The sequence below is a fragment of the Marinobacter sp. EN3 genome (assembly GCF_000475315.1).
Lineage (GTDB): Bacteria > Pseudomonadota > Gammaproteobacteria > Pseudomonadales > Oleiphilaceae > Marinobacter > Marinobacter nauticus.
Window position 1 is genome coordinate 233892 of sequence record NZ_AXCC01000023.1, and the last position, 18466, is coordinate 252357.

At 52.4% G+C, this 18466-nt stretch carries 23 protein-coding genes; 14 read left to right on the forward strand and 9 right to left on the reverse strand.

Features of this window, described 5'->3' with window-relative positions; genetic code table 11:
- The first annotated feature begins 52 nt into the window (after positions 1–52).
- Positions 53–664, forward strand: a complete 612-nt coding sequence (locus tag Q675_RS28495) for a DUF938 domain-containing protein (RefSeq protein ID WP_023011214.1) — start codon at positions 53–55, stop codon at positions 662–664.
- 48 nt (positions 665–712) lie between these two features.
- Here Q675_RS28495 and Q675_RS28500 read toward each other — a convergent pair whose 3' ends face one another.
- Complete coding sequence (locus tag Q675_RS28500; RefSeq protein WP_031209987.1) at positions 713–1048, reverse strand: thioredoxin family protein; 336 nt, start codon at positions 1046–1048, stop codon at positions 713–715.
- A 2-nt stretch (positions 1049–1050) separates the two neighbouring features.
- Entirely contained in the window at positions 1051–1683 is a 633-nt protein-coding gene (locus Q675_RS28505; RefSeq protein ID WP_022992831.1) for a DUF1294 domain-containing protein, read from the reverse strand.
- A gap of 114 nt (positions 1684–1797) precedes the next feature.
- Here Q675_RS28505 and Q675_RS28510 point away from each other — a divergent pair, with 114 nt between their 5' ends.
- The 6 genes from Q675_RS28510 to Q675_RS28535 all read left to right on the forward strand — a co-directional run bounded on the left by Q675_RS28510 (position 1798) and on the right by Q675_RS28535 (position 5132).
- Entirely contained in the window at positions 1798–2142 is a 345-nt protein-coding gene (locus Q675_RS28510) for a PBPRA1643 family SWIM/SEC-C metal-binding motif protein (protein ID WP_023011215.1), read from the forward strand.
- Positions 2143–2170: 28 nt separating this feature from the next.
- A complete protein-coding gene (locus Q675_RS28515; protein WP_023008506.1) occupies positions 2171–2605 on the forward strand; it encodes a DUF3010 family protein in 435 nt (144 codons plus the stop codon).
- Positions 2606–2674: 69 nt separating this feature from the next.
- Positions 2675–2998 carry a type II toxin-antitoxin system RelE/ParE family toxin gene (locus Q675_RS28520; RefSeq protein ID WP_022992834.1) on the forward strand — a complete coding sequence of 108 codons (324 nt, stop codon included), beginning with the start codon at positions 2675–2677 and terminating at the stop codon, positions 2996–2998.
- A complete protein-coding gene (locus Q675_RS28525) occupies positions 2995–3288 on the forward strand; it encodes a helix-turn-helix domain-containing protein (RefSeq protein WP_022992835.1) in 294 nt (97 codons plus the stop codon). Before Q675_RS28520 ends, Q675_RS28525 begins: the two co-directional genes overlap by 4 nt.
- A 64-nt stretch (positions 3289–3352) precedes the next feature.
- The gene (locus tag Q675_RS28530) at positions 3353–3910 is read left to right on the forward strand and encodes a nucleoside 2-deoxyribosyltransferase (protein WP_023011216.1); all 558 of its coding nucleotides are present in this window, start codon (positions 3353–3355) and stop codon (positions 3908–3910) included.
- Between the two features lie 40 nt (positions 3911–3950).
- On the forward strand, positions 3951–5132 hold the full coding sequence (locus tag Q675_RS28535) for an AAA family ATPase (RefSeq protein WP_023011217.1): 1182 nt from the start codon (positions 3951–3953) through the stop codon (positions 5130–5132).
- A 110-nt stretch (positions 5133–5242) separates the two neighbouring features.
- Here Q675_RS28535 and Q675_RS28540 read toward each other — a convergent pair whose 3' ends face one another.
- The gene (locus Q675_RS28540) at positions 5243–5572 is read right to left on the reverse strand and encodes a hypothetical protein (protein ID WP_023011218.1); all 330 of its coding nucleotides are present in this window, start codon (positions 5570–5572) and stop codon (positions 5243–5245) included.
- Between the two features lie 336 nt (positions 5573–5908).
- Here Q675_RS28540 and Q675_RS28545 point away from each other — a divergent pair, with 336 nt between their 5' ends.
- Positions 5909–6469 carry a TIGR00730 family Rossman fold protein gene (locus tag Q675_RS28545; RefSeq protein WP_023011219.1) on the forward strand — a complete coding sequence of 187 codons (561 nt, stop codon included), beginning with the start codon at positions 5909–5911 and terminating at the stop codon, positions 6467–6469.
- Between the two features lie 234 nt (positions 6470–6703).
- On the opposite strand, the gene Q675_RS28550 is transcribed toward Q675_RS28545, so the two are convergent.
- Both Q675_RS28550 and trxC read right to left on the reverse strand, forming a co-directional pair.
- A complete protein-coding gene (locus Q675_RS28550) occupies positions 6704–7006 on the reverse strand; it encodes a hypothetical protein (protein WP_023011220.1) in 303 nt (100 codons plus the stop codon).
- Between the two features lie 27 nt (positions 7007–7033).
- A complete protein-coding gene (gene trxC / locus Q675_RS28555; RefSeq protein ID WP_031211340.1) occupies positions 7034–7474 on the reverse strand; it encodes a thioredoxin TrxC in 441 nt (146 codons plus the stop codon).
- Positions 7475–8208: 734 nt separating this feature from the next.
- Between trxC and Q675_RS28560 the strand changes: the two genes are divergently transcribed.
- Positions 8209–9117, forward strand: coding sequence for a bestrophin family protein (locus Q675_RS28560; protein ID WP_023011222.1), 909 nt, complete (start codon positions 8209–8211; stop codon positions 9115–9117).
- Positions 9118–9128: 11 nt separating this feature from the next.
- Here Q675_RS28560 and Q675_RS28565 read toward each other — a convergent pair whose 3' ends face one another.
- On the reverse strand, positions 9129–9506 hold the full coding sequence (locus Q675_RS28565; RefSeq protein WP_023011223.1) for a thiol-disulfide oxidoreductase DCC family protein: 378 nt from the start codon (positions 9504–9506) through the stop codon (positions 9129–9131).
- Positions 9507–10082: 576 nt separating this feature from the next.
- Between Q675_RS28565 and Q675_RS28575 the strand changes: the two genes are divergently transcribed.
- Positions 10083–10370 carry a type II toxin-antitoxin system ParD family antitoxin gene (locus tag Q675_RS28575; protein WP_023011225.1) on the forward strand — a complete coding sequence of 96 codons (288 nt, stop codon included), beginning with the start codon at positions 10083–10085 and terminating at the stop codon, positions 10368–10370.
- Between the two features lie 257 nt (positions 10371–10627).
- On the opposite strand, the gene Q675_RS28580 is transcribed toward Q675_RS28575, so the two are convergent.
- Positions 10628–10969, reverse strand: a complete 342-nt coding sequence (locus Q675_RS28580) for a gamma-glutamylcyclotransferase (protein WP_227499542.1) — start codon at positions 10967–10969, stop codon at positions 10628–10630.
- A 369-nt stretch (positions 10970–11338) separates the two neighbouring features.
- Between Q675_RS28580 and dndB the strand changes: the two genes are divergently transcribed.
- The 4 genes from dndB to dndE are packed head-to-tail and all read left to right on the forward strand — an operon-like array spanning position 11339 to position 16302.
- Positions 11339–12460: a DNA sulfur modification protein DndB gene (gene dndB / locus Q675_RS28590; protein WP_023011228.1), complete on the forward strand. Its 1122-nt coding sequence runs from the start codon at positions 11339–11341 to the stop codon at positions 12458–12460.
- Entirely contained in the window at positions 12417–13952 is a 1536-nt protein-coding gene (dndC, locus tag Q675_RS28595; protein ID WP_200861837.1) for a DNA phosphorothioation system sulfurtransferase DndC, read from the forward strand. The genes dndB and dndC overlap by 44 nt, the downstream gene beginning before the upstream one ends.
- A 2-nt stretch (positions 13953–13954) precedes the next feature.
- Positions 13955–15937: a DNA sulfur modification protein DndD gene (dndD, locus tag Q675_RS28600; protein ID WP_023011230.1), complete on the forward strand. Its 1983-nt coding sequence runs from the start codon at positions 13955–13957 to the stop codon at positions 15935–15937.
- Entirely contained in the window at positions 15934–16302 is a 369-nt protein-coding gene (gene dndE / locus Q675_RS28605; RefSeq protein WP_023011231.1) for a DNA sulfur modification protein DndE, read from the forward strand. The genes dndD and dndE overlap by 4 nt, the downstream gene beginning before the upstream one ends.
- Positions 16303–16313: 11 nt before the next feature.
- Here the strand turns inward: dndE and Q675_RS28610 are convergent, their stop codons facing one another.
- Both Q675_RS28610 and Q675_RS28615 read right to left on the reverse strand, forming a co-directional pair.
- A complete protein-coding gene (locus Q675_RS28610; protein ID WP_081698862.1) occupies positions 16314–17420 on the reverse strand; it encodes a DGQHR domain-containing protein in 1107 nt (368 codons plus the stop codon).
- Positions 17420–18244 carry an HNH endonuclease gene (locus Q675_RS28615; RefSeq protein WP_023011233.1) on the reverse strand — a complete coding sequence of 275 codons (825 nt, stop codon included), beginning with the start codon at positions 18242–18244 and terminating at the stop codon, positions 17420–17422. Before Q675_RS28615 ends, Q675_RS28610 begins: the two co-directional genes overlap by 1 nt.
- Positions 18245–18466 lie beyond the last annotated feature (222 nt).

Sequence of the window (18466 nt, forward strand, 5' to 3'; positions counted from 1 at the left end):
CATCGCCGACCACGCAACATGCTGTGTGCCACCCTGAAGAAGGAGAGCTCAAATGAACACCCCCTTGCCTTACTCCCAGGCCTGCGAAAACAACAAAGCCCCCATTCTGGAAAAACTGCGTGACGTCTTTACGTCACCAGGTACCGTCCTGGAAATAGGAACCGGCACCGGCCAGCACGCCGAGCACTTCGCTGCGGCTCTGCCCCACCTGCAATGGCAGCCCACCGACCACCCCAGAGCGGCGCACATGGCCGGCGCCCGACTGCAACAGGCCGCCTTGCCCAACGTCCTCCCAATCCTTGAGCTGGACGTAAACCAAATGCCATGGCCTGTGTCCACCTGTCGATGGGCATTCTCAGCAAACACAGCTCACATCATGGCCTGGGAGGAAGTTGAAACGATGTTTCAAGGCGTCGCCGCCTGCCTTCAAAAAGACGGTGCGTTCTGCCTGTACGGGCCGTTCAAGCATAAGGGCGGGTACACCAGCGAGAGCAACAAGGCGTTTGATCAGTCGCTGAAATCCCAAGCACCCCACATGGGCATCCGAGATATTGAAGCCCTGTCTGAGCTGGCCGAGGCCGTTGGCCTGCAACTCCGGGACGATTTTGCAATGCCCGCCAATAATGAACTGCTGGTGTTTGTTAGGGGCATCTGCGAGCCGTAGCCAATCCGCACAGCGAGATTTGGGTCCTGCCACGAGTACAGAGAGGGCTCAGCACTCGATCAAAAGCCCATATGGCCGTTCCAGAGCTACCCGCACCTCGCCGATTGAAAACACCCTGGCGAATTCCGCAAATCGCTGCCCCTCAAACCATAACTGCACCACCGGCAGCGAGAAAATACCCTGAGCCGCACACAGCGCACCGGCTGATGCCTGGCAATCAATGTAGGCAGTAACCAGCTTCGGGAATTGTTCACTGGAAAGGCGCTCCAGTTGGGGCTTGATAGCCTGGCAGACGCCACAACTTGCCCCGCCATATAGCAGCAGCACCGCAGGGTTGGACTGCAGCAATGTTGAGAGCTCGTCGTCCGAGCAGACGTTTTGCATCATCAAAACCTTAGAAGCATAACCGGCCTGATCTCCAGGGCCTGCCTGACGAACTCGGCGCCCGGCCACAGTAACAACCAGCAAAGCACTGCGAGATTGAGGACGACATTGAACCAGAAAGACACCTGGTACGAGGTCTTTCGGGTTTTATGACGAAAGAATTGCTGGCCCACCAGTGCCCCCGGCCAACCGCACAGGAGTTCAAACAGATGCAACCGCCCCTCAGGGACACGCCTCTTGCCGCTCTCAGCTGCCCCCTTGTCGACGGCATACATCAAGAAGGTCACTACACTCATTACGCCATAGGCCGCCGGCAACAGCACTGGCACATAACCCTGAACGTACAACACAGAAACCGCCCCTGCGACTGCAGCGGCAATCAACAGAGCAAACCAAACGCCCGTGGCGACCGCTACGCTGTGTCTCGCCACGCCAGCGTACTGGAAACTGGACGCCCTCAGCCGCCCCTTCTCATCTTTTGTCTGTGCGTAGACCACCTTGCGGCTGGCCGAGGGCCTGCCCCGGCCCTGATAGGCGCTGATGTGGGCAAACAGACGCTCGCCACCTTTCTCTGGCGTGATAAAACCGAAACCCTTGGCGTCGTTCCATGAGGTGAGTAAGCCTTTTTGATTCACGTGGTGCTTCCTTGATTAGTCTTTTCCGATTTTCCCTATATCACTGTTTCCGCAAGCGTGCTAAAAGATTGCGCCCGGCCGTCGCCAGGGTATTCTCTCCTTCAGGATATCAGCATGTCATATAAATTTTTCTATAAAGGTCGGCAAGACGCCCGCCAGCACCACACGGCTTACGGCGGCTTTCAGACCAACGCCAGCCAAAAGAGCGGCAGCAAGAAGTACCCGCTAACGCTGGTGGTTACCAGTGAAGCGCGCAAGAAAGAAGTTGAGGCTCAAGTGGCCGCGGCGAAACTTCACGCGACCATCTCCGTTGATACCCGCGAGGGCGCCGTTGAATCCGTTAACGAGCTCACGTCTATCCTGAATAAAACGGGAACAGTCACCACAGCAAAATCTCCCTCCCGCAACGACGCCTGCACTTGCGGTAGCGGACTCAAATTCAAGAAATGCTGCGGCTGAGAGTAACCGGGGCATAGGGGGCATTATTATGATTGTATGCGGTGTAGAACTGACCGGCAGCGACGCGGTGGTGTGCATGCTGAATATGGACCGGGGCCAATTCAACCTGCCCGACTGCAAAGTACGCAAACTGTCGCTACCGAAAAACCACAGCCGGGACGACCTGAAAACGTTTCAGGCCACCTTTGCGGAGTTGATGGCCGAATACGGAGTGGCCACGGTCGCGATAAAAGAGCGGATGCAAAAAGGCAAGTTTGCCGGTGGCGCCATCAGCTTCAAAATGGAAGCCGCCATCCAGTTGATTGCCGACTCTGAGCTGAACGTGACCCTGGTGCCCCCGGCCCTGATCAAATCCACCCTGGCGTCCAACCCCGTGCCCATCACCTTTGCCGACACAGGCCTGAAAGTCTTCCAGGAAAATGCTTTTATTACCGCCTATGTGGCACAGCTTCAGGCTCGTTGAGGCGGCTATCAAGATAGTGTTCAAGCTCAGAGTTATCGTATATGATAACAAAAAGGCAAAGGAGCACCCATGGATTGGGAGATTGAATTCTACGACTCAGTAGGCGAAGAGTTGGCTAAGATGCCGCCAAAGATTCAGGCCAGAATGATTCGGCTGATGGAATTGATGGAGAAGCACGGGGCCAACCTTGGAGAGCCGCACACAAAGTCTTTAGGTGGTGAGCTGTTTGAAATCCGAGCAAAAGCCAAAGAAGGAATAGGTAGAGGAATCTTCTGCTACATGCAGGGCAAACGGATCATCATCCTGCACGTGTTTGTAAAAAAGGATCAAAAGATACCGAAGAAAGACCTAGAGCTCGCGAAAGAGCGTTTAAAGGAGGTCAAAAAATCATGAATTTCAAACAGTTCAGACAAAAGGCACTCGAAAATCCGGAAGTTCACCAGGAGTACGATGCCCTCCAGGAAGAATTCAGCCTGATCGACCAGTTGATCGCAATGAGGACTAAAGCAGGCCTTACTCAGGAAGACGTTGCGAAAAAGCTCGGAACCAACAAAAGCAACATCTCGAGGCTTGAGAGAGGCCGTAGCAACCCAAGCTGGGGAACGCTCAACAAATACGCAGCAGCCTGTGGCTTTCGGGTAAAACTGGAAGCAATTGAATACGACCCAGCCTCTCAGCATTGATCGCCAGTCCAATACGGTTTGGATTTGGGCAATTGCCAGGACTGAAGCAGGAAACGACTTCGCCATGACAAAACCCAAACGCATCTACCTGGCCGGCCCGGAAGTGTTTTTCCCACACGAAGAACACAACGCCATCGTAGCCGAGAAAAAGCGCCTGCTGCGCGAAGCCGGCTATGAAGGCATAGACCCACTGGACACCGCCCTGACGTTTTCCGACCAGGAAGCGAAACCGGCGCGCGGCCACCGGATCTACCAGGCCAACCGCGAACTGATGGACAGTTGCGACGCCATCATTGCCAACCTCACCCCCTTCCGCGGCATCAGTGCGGACCCGGGCACGGTGTTCGAAGTCGGCTACATGATCGGCCAGGGTAAAGCTGCTTTCGGATTCACAATGGACTGGAGGCACTACCGTGAACGCGCGGGCGCAGCCGATCGGGATGAACTGGGCCACAACATTGAAGACTTCGAGATGAGCGATAACCTGATGATTGAGGGGGGCATCAAAGAGTCCGGTGGCCAGCTACTGGTGGCAGAGCAGCCCGGCGAACACCGGTTTTTCTCGGCTGAACTGTTCCGCCGTTGTGTTCAGGCGCTGATAGACTACTCCCACTCCAGGTAATACTCACTCGCGCCATCAGGACACAGGTTTAATCCGGATCATGATCAAAGCCTTTGCCGTTTCCAACTATCGCAGCCTCAGAGACGTGGTCGCACCGCTGGCGGGCCTGAACGTTGTTACCGGTCCGAACGGCTGTGGCAAATCAAACCTCTATAAATCGTTGCGCCTGCTGGCGGAAACGGCAAAAGGCAACCTGATTTCCTCCCTGGCGGAAGAAGGCGGCCTGGACTACACCTTCTGGGCAGGGCCCGGGCAGTTCTCAAGGGAGATGCGGGACGGCTCAGCGCCCGTTCAGGGGACCGCCGGGAACACCCCATCCCGCCTACGGCTGGGGTTTGCCGGCGAAGAATTCGGCTACGCGATTTCTCTTGGGATTCCGGCCTCTACGGGGTTTGCAGGTTATCAGGAACCCAGCATGTTTCAGCTCGACCCTGAAATAAAACGCGAATGTATCTGGGTGGGTGATGTCTGCCGCCCAAGCAGTTGTCTGATTGATCGCGTCGGGCCGGTTGTCAAAGTACGTTCTGGGCGGAAATGGGAGGTCTACGACACCCGGCTAAACACCTATGAGAGCATTCTGAGCGAGATCAGTGATCCTGTGGCTATACCTGAAGTCCATGCCGTCCGGCAGGCCATCAGGCAGTGGCGCTTTTACGATCAGTTCCGCACCGATCAACACTCCAGCATCCGCACCCCGCAAATCGGGACCCGCACCCCGGTGCTGGACCACGATGGCCATAACCTGGTTGCAGCCCTGCGTACCATTCACGAAATCGGCGACCGGGAGGGCCTGCACAGCGCTATTGAAGATGCCTTTCCCGGAGCGAGGCTCGGGTTCAGCACAGACGCAGGCAACCGTTTCGTCCTGGAATTTGAGCAGGCCGGCTTACTCCGCCCCCTGAATCAGGCCGAGCTTTCTGATGGCACCCTTCGCTACCTGCTGTTAGTCGCCGCGCTGCTCACACCCCGCCCACCATCACTACTGGTGTTGAATGAACCAGAAACAAGCCTGCATCCCGACTTGCTTCCGGCCCTCGGCCGACTGATCATTCGCGCCTCGCGGGAAACCCAGGTGTGGGTTGTTTCCCATGCCCCTCGACTGGTAGCCGCTCTGGAAGCAGACGACGATTGCCATTCCATCGCACTGAACAAAGAGCTGGGTGAAACCCGCATTCTTGGCCAGGGGCTTCTGGACGCGCCCCCCTGGAACTGGATGGATTGACTATTCAGCAGTCACCAGGCTCCGGACATCACGTCCTGCAGGTTACACATCAATTCCTCCAGCGGTGATATCCACAACGCGCCCTCTACGCCCGGAAACACACAAGCGTCTCAGCAGTTACCCTTTTTCGCCTGGCCTGGTGGGCAGAAATGGCCACGAGACTTCCGGTAAGACCTGCGATCATCGTCATACCGACGGCGATCATAATCATAATCGCGATCGTGTTCCCTTTGGTCCCGGGTGGTCACGGCCGTTCCCGCTGCCGCACCGACAGCACCGCCAAGAATCGCACCATCTCTGCCACCAACCTCGTTGCCGATGGCGGCCCCGAGTGCGCCGCCAATACCACCACCCAGCGCGGCGTCGGCGGTATCACCCGCAACGGCACCCAACGAGGTGGCACTCAGAGACAGAAAAACGAGCAGTGATTTCATATTCATGATGTAAATCCCATGGTTCAGGTGGTCTGACTTGTCCTGTATCGCCGGTGGGAGAGCCTGTTCTCAGCGCCCCACCAGGCACCTGTCAGTTTTGAACCATTCGAGAATAACAGAATCACACGAGACACCACCTCTTACATTTTATTTATACTTCAACAGGTTACGAAGCCTTAACAACTGGCTTCCGGGTTCGGATGCACGGTCAACGGCTAGACTGGGCAGACCGGAGACGGCATTCTATTAGGCTCCGGCACCTAAAGACGCCCGGACCAACCACAACAGAGTGAAGAACTTACTTAACCCTCTAAACCGAATCAATGGAGCCTCGTAAGACCCATGAAAATTGCCGTATTTTGTGGTTCAAGCATCGGTGAAAACCCGGAATTCGCCCAGGCAACCCGTGCTCTGGGGCACTACCTGGCAACGAACGGAGTGGATCTGGTGTACGGCGGCGGCAACGTCGGCCTGATGGGCGTGGTCGCAGACGCCTTTCTGGAAAAGGGCGCCCAAGTGTACGGCGTGATTCCCGAATACCTGAAAGATCGGGAGCTGGCTCACCCCGGCCTGACCAAGCTGAAAATTGTTGCTGATATGCACGAACGAAAAGCCGCCATGGCCCGAATGGCCGATGCCTTTGTGGCCCTGCCCGGCGGCGTGGGTACCCTGGAAGAAATCTTCGAAGCCTGGACCTGGGCTCAACTCGGCTATCACGCAAAACCCTGCGCCTTTTACAACGTCCACGGTTTCTACGATAAATTGTTCGAGATGATCTCCAACATGACCGATTCCGGCTTTCTGAAACCGCACCATGCCGAGATGATTATTCACACGGATAACGAAGCGCAACTGCTCTCGGCTATCCAGTCCTACCAAGCTCCCAAACTGAAGTGGAGCTGAACCAGCAGGCCGAACCAAGCCCCGGAAGACCGGTACGACCGTCGGCCTGATTCCTGACCGGCTTTATCACGAACTTTACTCACAAAACCTGTGGATAACTGTGTTGGAAACCTCGGATTAAGCGCCCGGAAGCCCCGCAGCAAAAGGGCTCGGGAAAATTGATGCTAAAACGGGCAATCTCGTTACCATCCACCTGCCATAGCGTTCTCCGATCATCAATTCAATTGATTCAGCCTAGGACACAAGAGGGTAAGCCGCCCTCACCTGCCCCATCGCAATCCTGGCATCTTCCGGTTTCAAACCCTGCTTTCGCAACTGCGGCATCACCATCGCGCCCACAGCCTTACACCGAGATTGATCAATGCCGTACTTTTGGAACACATCGGCAATGGCCTGCGGTTGGGCATCCGGATTGGTTTTTAGCAGCTTGCCAATGTCGATGGCACAGGCCTGCTCTTCAGGGGCGGTGTTCTGTTTACTACGCCAGATCAGGACAGCCACGATGGCAGCGAAAACACCGATGATCAGAAACTTCATACTACGACACCTTTGTCCCGGTTTTTCCTAGCGAATACCCTGCGATTGCAGCCACTGACTGATCTGGGCCTGATTCATGGCGCCACTCTGGCGCGCCACCTCCCCGCCGTTCTGGAACAGAATCAGGGTCGGTATGCTGCGAATCGCAAACTGACCGGCCGGCCCGGGGGCTTGTTCCGTATTCAGCTTGGCAAAGCGCACTTTCCCGCGCCAGGCCTTCGCGGCCTGCTCGAACTGGGGCGCCATCATTTTGCACGGGCCACACCAGCTGGCCCAGAAATCCACTAACACGGGCAGATCGCTACGCCCGGTATGGGTAGCAAAGGTCTGCTCCGTTAGCTCCAGAACCTGATCCGGCCAAAGCGGTTGTTTGCAGGCGCCACAATTGCCGCCGGAGGACAACTTGTCGGCCGGTACGCGATTCACTTTGTGGCAATGGGGACATACCAGGTGTCGAACGTCAGTCATGATGAACAGGCCTCTGATTAGCTGATGGTAGAAATAATCAGGGCAGGAGAAGAGAAATCAAGCGGCACTAAAAATCGCGCATCTCACGAACACGCATCAACCGCTTTCCGCTACTATCAAAGTAAGTCGGTGTCAGAGGCTCAAGCGCCATGGGACTGTCGATAAAACAATCGGAATTTACAGCGGAAGAATTTGATCGCTTTTCGGGAGGGGTGGTGATGGGCTGAACGGGGGCGTTCAGCGCATGCGGAGGAGAATCAGACTTCGACGGACTGCGCCGGCATATCCATCACATAACGGTGCGCAATCCTGTCTGATATTTGCCTGATTCTCTCCACCCCCGGCAAAAGGCAACCAACAGCCCCGGCGCCAGGCGGTCTCAATGTGTTTCGGTTTTCCGAAGTTTTTTTATGGGAATGCGCCCCAACCTATTAGGTTGCAATTCAAATAAACCATCAGAGGGAATCTTGATGACACAGATTATCGAACAGTTTCTCGAAGTTTCGAGCACTTACCTGCTATCACCCTGCGAAAGTGACTGCTGCCACAAATCCGCCGCCTGATCTGGTTGCCCCTGAAACCACAGGGTAATGCCAGGCAACGGCCAGAGTGCTGCCCCCTCGTTTAAAAAAGCTTACCCTCTTGTGTAACGAGTGGGTTCTCCGTAAAAAGGCATAGGAATCACAGCGGCCAACCCTCAGGCAAGGCCATCATCCATCCCAGGAGTGTTAACCGTGATTGTTCGCGAGCGCCCCGGCCCACTCCGGCTGTTGCTGGCCTGGAAAGGGTCTGTTGTCCCCCACATTCTGCCGCACATTCTGCTTACGGGAATGTTTGCAGCCGCCGTTACCTGGGTTTCGCGCCACCACTACCTCGACGGCATGGTCGACTACACACTTCTGCCGTTCACGATCATGGGCATCGCCCTGTCCATCTTTTTAAGCGTGCGCAACACCGCCACCTACGACCGCTGGTGGGAAGCCAGAAAACACTGGGGGCATATGGTGTACGAATTTCGCAGCCTGGCGCGGACTGGCACCATTTACCTGAGCCCGGAGCGACGCCGGGAGCTTCTGACCCGATGCCTCGCTCACGCTCACCTGCTGCGCGGCCAATTGCGGGGAGAAGATGTACGGTCTGACCTGCCTGGGTCACTGGCACCCGAACTCATTGACCAGGCCCTGAGCACCCGCAACCCCGCCGCCTTTATGCTGCACCGGGCCGGAGACGTACTCGCCGAAGCCCACAAGGCGGGCGATCTGGATTCTGTAGCAACCGCAGCCGTAGACCAGCACCTTCATGGCCTCGCGGGCATTCAGGCGGCCTCGGAACGCATTGCCCTCACCCCGTTGCCCTTTGCCTACACCCTGCTGGCTCACCGCACGGCGTATGTGTTCTGCTACCTGCTCCCGTTCGGGCTGGTAGGCGTCGCAGGCTGGTTTACGCCGATGTTCACCGCCATCGTGGCCTACACGTTTTTCGGGCTGGATCGCCTGTCTGAACAGCTTGAGTTTCCCTTTGGCCGACACACCAACGACCTGCCGCTGGATGCCATCTGCCGCATTCATGAAATCAGTGTTGCCGAAGCCCTGGGCGACCCGGCACCCGAACCGCTGCAGCCGGTCAAATACCAGTTGCAGTAAGGGTCCGGCGGTTACAACGGCATGCGCCCGGTTCGCTCCAGCCGCTCGCTCACCCATTTGTGATACAGCTTCGCCAGCGCTGGCCGAATTACCGGCAAACCAATCAGCCAGGCAAGCGGTTTCAGCAGCCAGACCCGCGACATCAACAGGATATAGGCATCCAGTTCCCGGTGGATGTTGCCCTGGCCATCTTCCACATGGAGCTCCTGAAGCGCGGCTTTCGGGTCTATACCACGTTCCTCCAACTCCTCATCACGGCCTGTGATATCCACCCACTCCACCGATTCGCCGGTCCTGCCCGCGAGTCGTTCATAGAGCCTGCGATCCTTGACACAGCTTGGGCAGGAGCCATCGTAGAACACACGAAGCTGATCGCCTGGTGCCGTCATCGCTATCCCCTCCTGTTTGCATCGCATTCATCTGATTACACGATAAAACACTGCGTGGCTCCCGTTACCCCTTCGGGCCTCAGGCATAACCCGCGAGAGGATTTACCATCGCCCTGAAATGCCAGGCGCGTTTCGATCATTGTCTGGCTCGCATGCTTTTCGATTGCCAGGAGCCCGGTCAGCAGTCCGTTCTGCATCATATTCGGAGCGGAGGCCGCCGCGTGTTCCAAGTTTGCACGACGGTAGACCATATCGGCAATAGCCAGGAAAAAGGTTTATACCGCGATGCCCCCAAGAGCGTTACTGACAGCCAACTCCGGGTGCCCACGGTAGGCTGCTGTTACCGAGAGCACCGAACCACTGAGGGACGTCGCTGCTCCCAGGAGCACGCGTGGCCGGGCAGATACGCGCTGCTACAGTGAAACAAGTCCGCTTCACGCCCATGGTGGCGACATCCAGTGCCACCGTACAACCCTTGGCTGGGGTTTCCCACCGGTATTACAGTTATCCCACCCCTAGACAGCAAACCCATGCATTGGCATATTATGCCAATGCAACGCTGACAGGATGACTCTCATGGCGACGAGAAACATAGTGCTCACGGACCATCAATCCCAGGTAGTCGATCACCTGGTTGCCTCGGGCCGTTATCAAAATGCGAGTGAGGTACTTCGAGCCGGCCTGAGAATGGTCGAAGAAGCCGAGTCCCGCTACGTCACTAAAATGAATGACCTCAGAGCCGCCATCGAAACGGGCCAGGAAGACCTGGAGGCTGGCAGAACCAGGACCTTCACGGGCGACGAGTTCGCTACCTACCTTTCTGAACGTGCAGAGCAAGCCATCAGGAAAAAACGGGACACCTGATTACGATGAAACCATGGAAGGTTATTCTCACGTAAGCTGCTCTAGCCGATCTCGACGATATTCTTGAGACCACAATTGAAGAATTCGGGACACTGCAGCTGAAATGATATACCGAGAAAATCGAGAGGGCGATCAGGGAGCGTGAAGAAGCAGGAAACCTCGCGCCACTCCTGAAACACAGATCAGACATTTGGACGGGATCTCGACCTATCCGCTTGCAGGAGAGGGCAAAATAGGTAAACCATAGCGAGCCGCTTCTAATCGTAGATAGCCCGCTCCCTCGCATCCCGTTCTCGATCAGGGTCTTTCTGGCTTGGCGTGGCTGAAATGGCATCCAGGTAGTCAGCGGGAACGCCGATTTCTTTCGCCCCAACGATGACGTGATTCAAATACCAGGAGTGAGGCAGCAAAGACGGATCCGTGGACGTTGCACAGTAGGTGAAAGCATCAACGGAATTCCCGAGGGCATCCGTAACCGTGACCCGCTTTTCATCGTAACCGAAACCCAAACCCTCAGCCTTATCCAGCGGGCCTTTCTCGCTGCGCGGTATCTCAAACAGAGCGCCAATAACGAAATCCTCCGGATTGCCGGTAAACAGCGCGTCGCATTTTGCGGATTGGTCTTTCCTGCTCCACTTATGAAACCGAAGGGCGTGCTCAACAAGCGTGAAACATGCCTATTCGCTCCGCGCTTGGAACCCTCGCTCTTAATCTGACGAGTGACATATTCGAGCCGTAAGCGAAATACTTCATGCTTCCTCTGTTTTTTTGCGCTGTTCAATCAGGAACCTGGAGTCATGATCTTTGCAAAACCGGGACGGGGCTATTTTTCCAGTTGCATCCATGAAGCTGTTACCGCCGGGCCGGGAATATAAATCCGTCCCGGTTTTGCTCTCGATCCTGGCGAAATACATTTTTGTGCGTATGCTGTATGTAACATTGCATACAAACATGGTAAGTTTCGCCACATGAATAACACCTTTACCTACGCATTTCCCGCCATCCGAGGCATTCAGGCCGGCAGAGAGTTCTACGTCTCAATGTGTCCTATGCGCGTTCTCGTTAAAATGTTCACGTTCGCAGATAACGAGATGCCTCCAGAGCTTCGTGCACAACGTTCTTTAAACAAAACACGCGTACCGGAAATTGCACGTTACATCGTCGCCAACCCCCAGGATTACACCTTCTCTGCAATTACCGCCTCGATAGATGGCGATTGTGAGTTCGAGCCATCGGGTGAAGAAAACGTAAACCAATTCCGCATGGGAACTCTCACGGTCGATATGAACGCCAAGTTCATCGTCAACGATGGCCAGCATCGTCGTGCGGCGATCCAGCAGGCACTGGAGATGGCACCATCGCTAGGCGATGAGACCATACCTGTCGTATTTTTTCTCGACCGTGGACTCAAGCGTTGCCAACAGATGTTCGCGGACCTTAACCGACACGCTGTTAAGCCATCTTCGTCGTTAAGCGTTCTATACGACCATCGAAGCGCTGCCGCACAACTCGCACGTCATCTTAGTCTTTCTTCCGACATTTTTAGGGGGCTGATTGAGATGGAACGCTCCTCTCTTTCAGAGCGTTCGCGTAAACTTTTCACATTGAGCGCCCTACATTTTGCCATTTCTGAAATGTTCCCCGGAAAAGACCTAGAAGATTTTGAAGCTGCTACAATGCGCTGCCTCGAGTATTGGGAAATAGTAGGAAACCTCATTCCTGAATGGGTTCACGTAAGAGACGGGAAGATGACAGCTGGTGAGGTTCGGTTGGATTTTATCCATTCCCACTCGATCGTATTGCAAGCGCTCGGGCGGGTTGGACGGAATGCCTACCAGGACTCGGGGCGAGACATTCGCAGCATTCTCGCTAATCTCGAAAAAATTGACTGGTCGAGGCGCAACATTTCAACTTGGGAAGGTCGAGCGATGACAGGTGGTCGCATGTCCAAGAATAGTCAAAATGTCACCCTCACGTGCAATGAGATTAAGCGTGTTTTAGGGCTGACCTTAACGCCGGAAGAGCAGAGCGTCGAGGATGCGTTCCTTGCCGCAAGAGAATACACAACGTCTGAGCAACCAGCTGGGTAAAACGATGGCCACGTCGACTGAAGATATCATTAAAGAAATTCAGGAAATCTACTGCTCGGATTCCATGCCCTGGGTCGTTGGATATAGTGGCGGGAAGGACTCAACAGCCTCTCTTCAATTAATCTGGAACGCCTTGCTCCAGCTCGAGCCAGAGCACCGATCTAAGCCAGTTCACGTTATAAGCACCGACACACTGGTAGAAAACCCTGTAATTGCGGCATGGGTTGCCGGCTCCCTGGACATGATGAAAATCGAAGCCGAAAAACAGGGTTTGCCAATACACCCCCACAGACTAACGCCAGACTTAGAACATCGATTCTGGGTAAACCTCATCGGCAAAGGATATCCGGCACCGCGCAATCGCTTTCGCTGGTGCACTGAGCGCCTGAAAATCAGCGCTTCGACCCGTTTTATACAAGAACTTTCAGAAGCAAACAATGAGGCCATTCTGGTACTCGGCCAGCGTCGTGGCGAAAGTGCTACCAGGGACAAGGTGATGGACCACTACAGTGGCAGCACCCGTGATCGGCTCAGCCGTAATAGCGACCCCAAGCTATCCAGAGTATGGGTTTATCTGCCGGTAGAGACGTGGAGCAGTGACGACGTCTGGATGTATATCATGAGCGAACCCAACCCGTGGGGCGTCGACAATCAGGAGCTTTTCAGCATCTACCGAGGCGCAACACCAGACGCCGAATGCCCTGTCGTGGTCGACACATCCACGCCGAGCTGCGGTGACAGCCGGTTTGGGTGCTACGTCTGCACGATGGTATCTCAAGATAAATCCATGAGCGCAATGATCCAGAACGACGATGAAAAATCCTGGATGCAGCCTATTCTGAACTTCCGAAACAAGTACCTCAGCGTGAATGATTGGGACGTTCGGGATTTCCAACGAATGAACGGACGGGTGAAGCTGATGGGGAAAGAAAACCCCGAGCTAATCCATGGGCCTTACTTGCAAGAATATCGCGCAACACTGCTTGAACAATTGCTGATCACACAAAAAACGGTGCGTGAAGCTAAAGTTCCTGGTCATGACCAGATTGAGCTCATCTCCATCGACGAATTGGATGCAATCCGTCGTATTTGGGTTGAGGAGAAAGGGGAACTCGAAGACCTTGTCCCGAAAATCTACGAGAGGGTCTACGAGCAGCCCTATCCCGGAAAACCGATGGAGACCCCTCTTCTGGAAGAGGAGGATCTGGAACTTCTTAAAGGGGTGGCAAGCGAACTAGATCCAGAAGCCGCTGACAGACTGTACAGGCTCACCAGAAATCTTCTGGCCGCACAGTTCCAGTCTCTCCAAACTCAAAAGCGATCCAAGCACCTTGATCGCCTGGAGGAAGTACTCAAAGCTAATGCCTTCAGAACGGAGGAAGAGGCTCTGGCGTTCGCAAAGAGCACCGAACTGGATCAAGACGAAAACGAACCCGCCGACGGGGAAGTTGAGCTAATTCCCGTAGTAGCCGTCGAAACGGAAGAGGCATAAACGTGGCAAAACTGACCATCGAATCAATTTCGATTCAGAACCTGGGTCCATTCCGAGAACAACAGACGTTTGACCTATCAGTACATTCAGAGCGCCCAGTAATACTTATCAAGGCACTCAACGGCAGTGGAAAAACTACGCTACTCAACGCTCTTCAGGTTGGTCTTTATGGGTACAAAGCCATTAATCCGGCAAGGCGATCAGACTATGAACAATTTATAGCAAGCCTTCAGAGAACAGATGCCACCGGTATTGCCCGTATCGAGATGAAGCTTGTTGTTGAAATTGGCTCAGACCGCAAAGACCTCAACATCCGCCGAGAATGGATTCAAAAAGATAGCGGGTACAGGGAGCGCTTCCGCGTATTCGAGTCAGGCGTTGAATTGCTGGGCGTTGCTGACGAATGGGACGATTTCATCAATGGAATATTGCCGGTAGAATTGGTGCATCTGTTTCTGTTTGATGGCGAGAAAATTGAGGCACTCGCCAACCCAAACCGCCTTCCCGCCCTACTCAAACGAGCAACAGAAGTTTTTCTTGGCCTGGAAGGCATTGACGCCTTAAACACCGACTTAAAAGCTGTCGAACGCCGGGCTGGCAGCGCTAAAACACTTCGCGAAAGCACGAGTGAAGCCCAAAGCCAAGTAGATGAGTACGGCAATCAACTAACCGAGCTTGAACAGCGTATTAGCCTACTCTCTCAGCAAAAGGCCAATGCACAAAGCCAACTCGACAGTGCACAGCGCAAACTTGATGAGTATACAGTCAGTGCTCAGCAAAGTGGTTTGAATGCATATGAACAAGCAGCCTCTCTAAAAGCTAACGTCGAGTTTTGCAAGGAACGTAAGAAGCATGCCCAAGCTGCCGTAGTGGAGGCCCTAGAAAACCCCTACCTTCCTCTCGCTTGGTTAGGTGACCTTTGGGTTAAATACAAAGACCAGTGGCAAAAGGCCCAGAAAACGCGGCACTCACATCTACTTAAAGAGGAGTTCAGCAAGCGGGACGAGCGAGTAGTAAATGCCATCACCGATCCGAGCGTGCGCTCGATCGTTGAGTCAGTGCTGAGTGAGGATCTGGCAAGACTACAGACTGATGACGAGAATTCGCCGCCATTATTGGAAGGTGGCAATCCTCTGGAAATTGAACCACTGATAGATAGCGCTAAAGTCCAACTGAACCTGGCACGCCAAGAGCTTGATACAGCACAAACAGATCTGGAAAAGGCTCAAAAGCAAGTTGATCAAATTCCAGCTGAAGAGCAAATCTCAGATATTCTGAGGAAAATGCAGGAACTTGCGCAGAAGGTTTCCGACGCCGAAAAGGAACTGCGGAACATTGAAAAAGAGTTGGATGAGGCGTGGTCGTACCATGAGCACATCGAAAGCCGCCTGAACACCGCCCTGCAACGAATGCGCTCTGAATTAAAGGAAAACACCTTCCAACTGAAAGCACTTGAGGCATCCGACAGAGCCAAACGTACTCTCGCTATCTTCCGAGAACGACTTCTGGCATCCAAAGCGCAATGGTTGTCCGACATGATTACCAAAGAGTTCAAACAGCTATTGCGTAAACGGAACTTGATTTCTCGCGTGCGGGTAGAGCCTGAAAGCTATGCCGTCACTATAGAAGATGCCAGCGGACATGACCTTCCAATGGAAAGACTGTCTGCGGGCGAACGGCAAATTCTGGCAATTTCGGTCTTAAGTGCACTTATCCGAGAACGCAAAGGCCGATTCCCAGTAGTAGTTGACACCCCACTAGCCAGATTGGACCGAAAACACCGTGAGTCATTGATTCACAACTTCTTTGCGAAAATTTCGCATCAAGTAATGGTGCTCTCTACGGACGAAGAAGTCGAAGGTAGTGCCTACAGAGCAATGAGCCGACATCTGAACCGGGAATATTCTTTGATTTTTGACGAAACCGAACGTCGCAGTATTGCGAAAAATAATGTAGCGCAACTCGATCTGGAGCATGTTGTATGATTGACCGAATTCGCCTTACCGCAACTGCGAAAAACCAATTAATAACTCTTAAGCGGAAGACAGGCTTACAACATTACAATTCGTTTTGTCGTCATGCGCTTTGCCTTTCTTTGGCCAACTCAAGTGAGATACCTCCAGAAAATTTAAACTTTTCTGGAGGTCTAGAGATCGATTGGAGCACGATCTCTGGCGATACCAGTAGTGTTCTAATCAACCTCATCTACACCGCTCACAAAGAGCAAGTAATCAGTGAAGAGCAACTTAAGACAGAAATAACTCAACATATCCATCGAGGACTATCTTATCTCTACAACATGAGTGCAGATGAGATCATCAAGAAATTAGAGAGGCCCCTAACCCATTAGGCTGGAGGTTCTCAAACCTCTAAAACAGGAACGTCTTCTTGCCAGCTGTTTTTTGTTTTTATATTTTTCTGAACCTTTCTCAAAGACTCATGCAATTGATCCCGAACGGACTTAGTGTCTGAAATCGAAATTGCCCATGGCACTATCCAGAATTTCTCCTCCTGCATCTCAAGGATTTTTTGCACTGCATTATCAACGTCTTCCGCATTCGTTAAGTCGATACTTGAATCAACAAATGTAGAGATAACGTCAAGATTATCAATCACGTATTGCGTCATACATTGCACGCCAACCTTTGTGAGTAGCTTACTTCTTTTATCTTCTGAAAAAGCATCGGGCCAGCTTTTCTTAATCGTACTCCAAACAGTTGAAAAAAGATCATATGCAGCATGCTCATCACTACCAAGTATCAGGTTCTTCGACTGGATATATGCTATAGACGCTTCTATTGAAGCCGGCACGACTAGCTGATTCTCGGGAGGTGTGTCAGGCAAGGCAACCAGCCCTCTAAAAGGGCTATCATCTCCAGTGTTTGCCATACCGACATAGCCTATATTTTTATTCAGCGACAATCTCGCAGAATTCAATCTACTCTCAAGGCCTTGTTCTTTTTCTGGGTTAGTGAAATTGAGTGTTAATGCCCTTATATGGTCTGCCGCTACTTTCGAAACCTTATTATTAATCACTATAAATTGAAATGCTCTTTCCTCGTCAGAAGCATCTAATATCGCAACGACCGGAACTTGGGCATTTTTATCGTATTCGTTTAGCCCGTACAATCTATGTTGACCATCAACAACAAAGGCGCCCGAACCCGCGTCTTGATGAATTTCAATCCTCTGCCCCCCACCTTCTAGATCAGATATTGAATAGACACCTTTTTTCAACGTGATAACCACCGCGGTAGGAATCGTATTTCTATCATCTCCAAGAAGAAATTTTTTGATCGCCCTGACTTTATAGTCATTCTTTGCCCGCTGAATTCCGTTTGTTTCTTTGTGGGAAAGCCTCGGAATATCAGCCCAAGCTAACACTTCGCCAGCGGGAGCATGAAAGATACAGAATTCCGGAGATGCCTCATTAGATCTTTGAGAAAATTTCAGACATGAATATTTCATCACAAACCTCTAATATCAAAATTGAAAAAGTCCACACTATCCTCTTCATCAACAGCATACAGTGCTGAAGGGTCGACATTAAACGGCCCTATTTCGATAGCCGCCTCCTTAAGAGACATTTCTTTATCATTCGCCAACTTAAATATTCTCCACCTGTGTTTTGAAATCTTTTCGCGTCTTTTTATGCTCTTCCATTCCTGTTCACTAGGATCCGGACGAAGAATAAAAGAGTGAACATGGCCATCTTGCCAAAGCAACATATCGTCTTTTTTTTCATTACACTTATTACATGATGGCAACAAATTTTCTTCGATACTATCACCGCCATAAGCAGACGGCCAAATATGCTCGTACTTTAGAACTACCTCTAGATCGTCACTATTGTGAACAACTCTTTTACCACAAATGTAACAATCATGAACTTCTTTTTCACCTCGCACGAACTTTTTGGTGCTTCTAGAAATTTTCTTTCCCGAATTATCCGCAGCTTCAAATGCGAGAATACTCAAACGCTCTAAATTCCTTTCATTTGCAAATGACGCCATCTCCAGCTGTGTCCTAAAAAACTTCAATAGTTCAGCTTGATGTCTTGACTCAAGATCCACTGTATCTCTTATCCTACGAGCCTTTTTAATACATCTCCCTGTAAGGTTAAATACGTAAGCGCCAATAAAATACTCGCCAAACTGCTCCAGCCGTCCGCCATACTTAAAGTAACTAAGCGTTCTCGCTTCATCGAGGCTTTCGAAGCCCACCACCTCCTTTAATATATGCTGAAACAGCCTTTCTCCCGATGTAACCGGTTTAAAATTGAGATAACTCATAAAATCAACTCTTGCAATTCAAATTTCCCACATTCGAATTTTTTATCCGAGACTTTTTATCCGATATATCAATATAAATAAACGACGCCTTAATAAACCTTTAGCAGACCTGACGATACTCACTTTCTGACTATTAAAATGTGCTTCATAATTTTTTTTCTAGGATTAATAAAGCTCGTTCTCAGACAAGTTCTTAGTTTTGGGAAGGTCTGAATAACTGCT

Coding starts and splice junctions, on each gene's coding strand:
- dndB (WP_023011228.1), top strand. CDS start 11,339: ATGAATAACACCTTTACCTACGCATTTCCCGCCATCCGAGGCATTCAG.
- Q675_RS28550 (WP_023011220.1), bottom strand. CDS start 7,006: ATGAAGTTTCTGATCATCGGTGTTTTCGCTGCCATCGTGGCTGTCCTG.
- Q675_RS28530 (WP_023011216.1), top strand. CDS start 3,353: ATGACAAAACCCAAACGCATCTACCTGGCCGGCCCGGAAGTGTTTTTC.
- Q675_RS28510 (WP_023011215.1), top strand. CDS start 1,798: ATGTCATATAAATTTTTCTATAAAGGTCGGCAAGACGCCCGCCAGCAC.
- Q675_RS28515 (WP_023008506.1), top strand. CDS start 2,171: ATGATTGTATGCGGTGTAGAACTGACCGGCAGCGACGCGGTGGTGTGC.
- Q675_RS28520 (WP_022992834.1), top strand. CDS start 2,675: ATGGATTGGGAGATTGAATTCTACGACTCAGTAGGCGAAGAGTTGGCT.
- Q675_RS28615 (WP_023011233.1), bottom strand. CDS start 18,244: ATGAGTTATCTCAATTTTAAACCGGTTACATCGGGAGAAAGGCTGTTT.
- Q675_RS28540 (WP_023011218.1), bottom strand. CDS start 5,572: ATGAATATGAAATCACTGCTCGTTTTTCTGTCTCTGAGTGCCACCTCG.
- Q675_RS28565 (WP_023011223.1), bottom strand. CDS start 9,506: ATGACGGCACCAGGCGATCAGCTTCGTGTGTTCTACGATGGCTCCTGC.
- trxC (WP_031211340.1), bottom strand. CDS start 7,474: ATGACTGACGTTCGACACCTGGTATGTCCCCATTGCCACAAAGTGAAT.
- Q675_RS28525 (WP_022992835.1), top strand. CDS start 2,995: ATGAATTTCAAACAGTTCAGACAAAAGGCACTCGAAAATCCGGAAGTT.
- Q675_RS28575 (WP_023011225.1), top strand. CDS start 10,083: ATGGCGACGAGAAACATAGTGCTCACGGACCATCAATCCCAGGTAGTC.
- Q675_RS28535 (WP_023011217.1), top strand. CDS start 3,951: ATGATCAAAGCCTTTGCCGTTTCCAACTATCGCAGCCTCAGAGACGTG.
- Q675_RS28545 (WP_023011219.1), top strand. CDS start 5,909: ATGAAAATTGCCGTATTTTGTGGTTCAAGCATCGGTGAAAACCCGGAA.
- Q675_RS28500 (WP_031209987.1), bottom strand. CDS start 1,048: ATGCAAAACGTCTGCTCGGACGACGAGCTCTCAACATTGCTGCAGTCC.
- dndE (WP_023011231.1), top strand. CDS start 15,934: ATGATTGACCGAATTCGCCTTACCGCAACTGCGAAAAACCAATTAATA.
- Q675_RS28610 (WP_081698862.1), bottom strand. CDS start 17,420: ATGAAATATTCATGTCTGAAATTTTCTCAAAGATCTAATGAGGCATCT.
- Q675_RS28495 (WP_023011214.1), top strand. CDS start 53: ATGAACACCCCCTTGCCTTACTCCCAGGCCTGCGAAAACAACAAAGCC.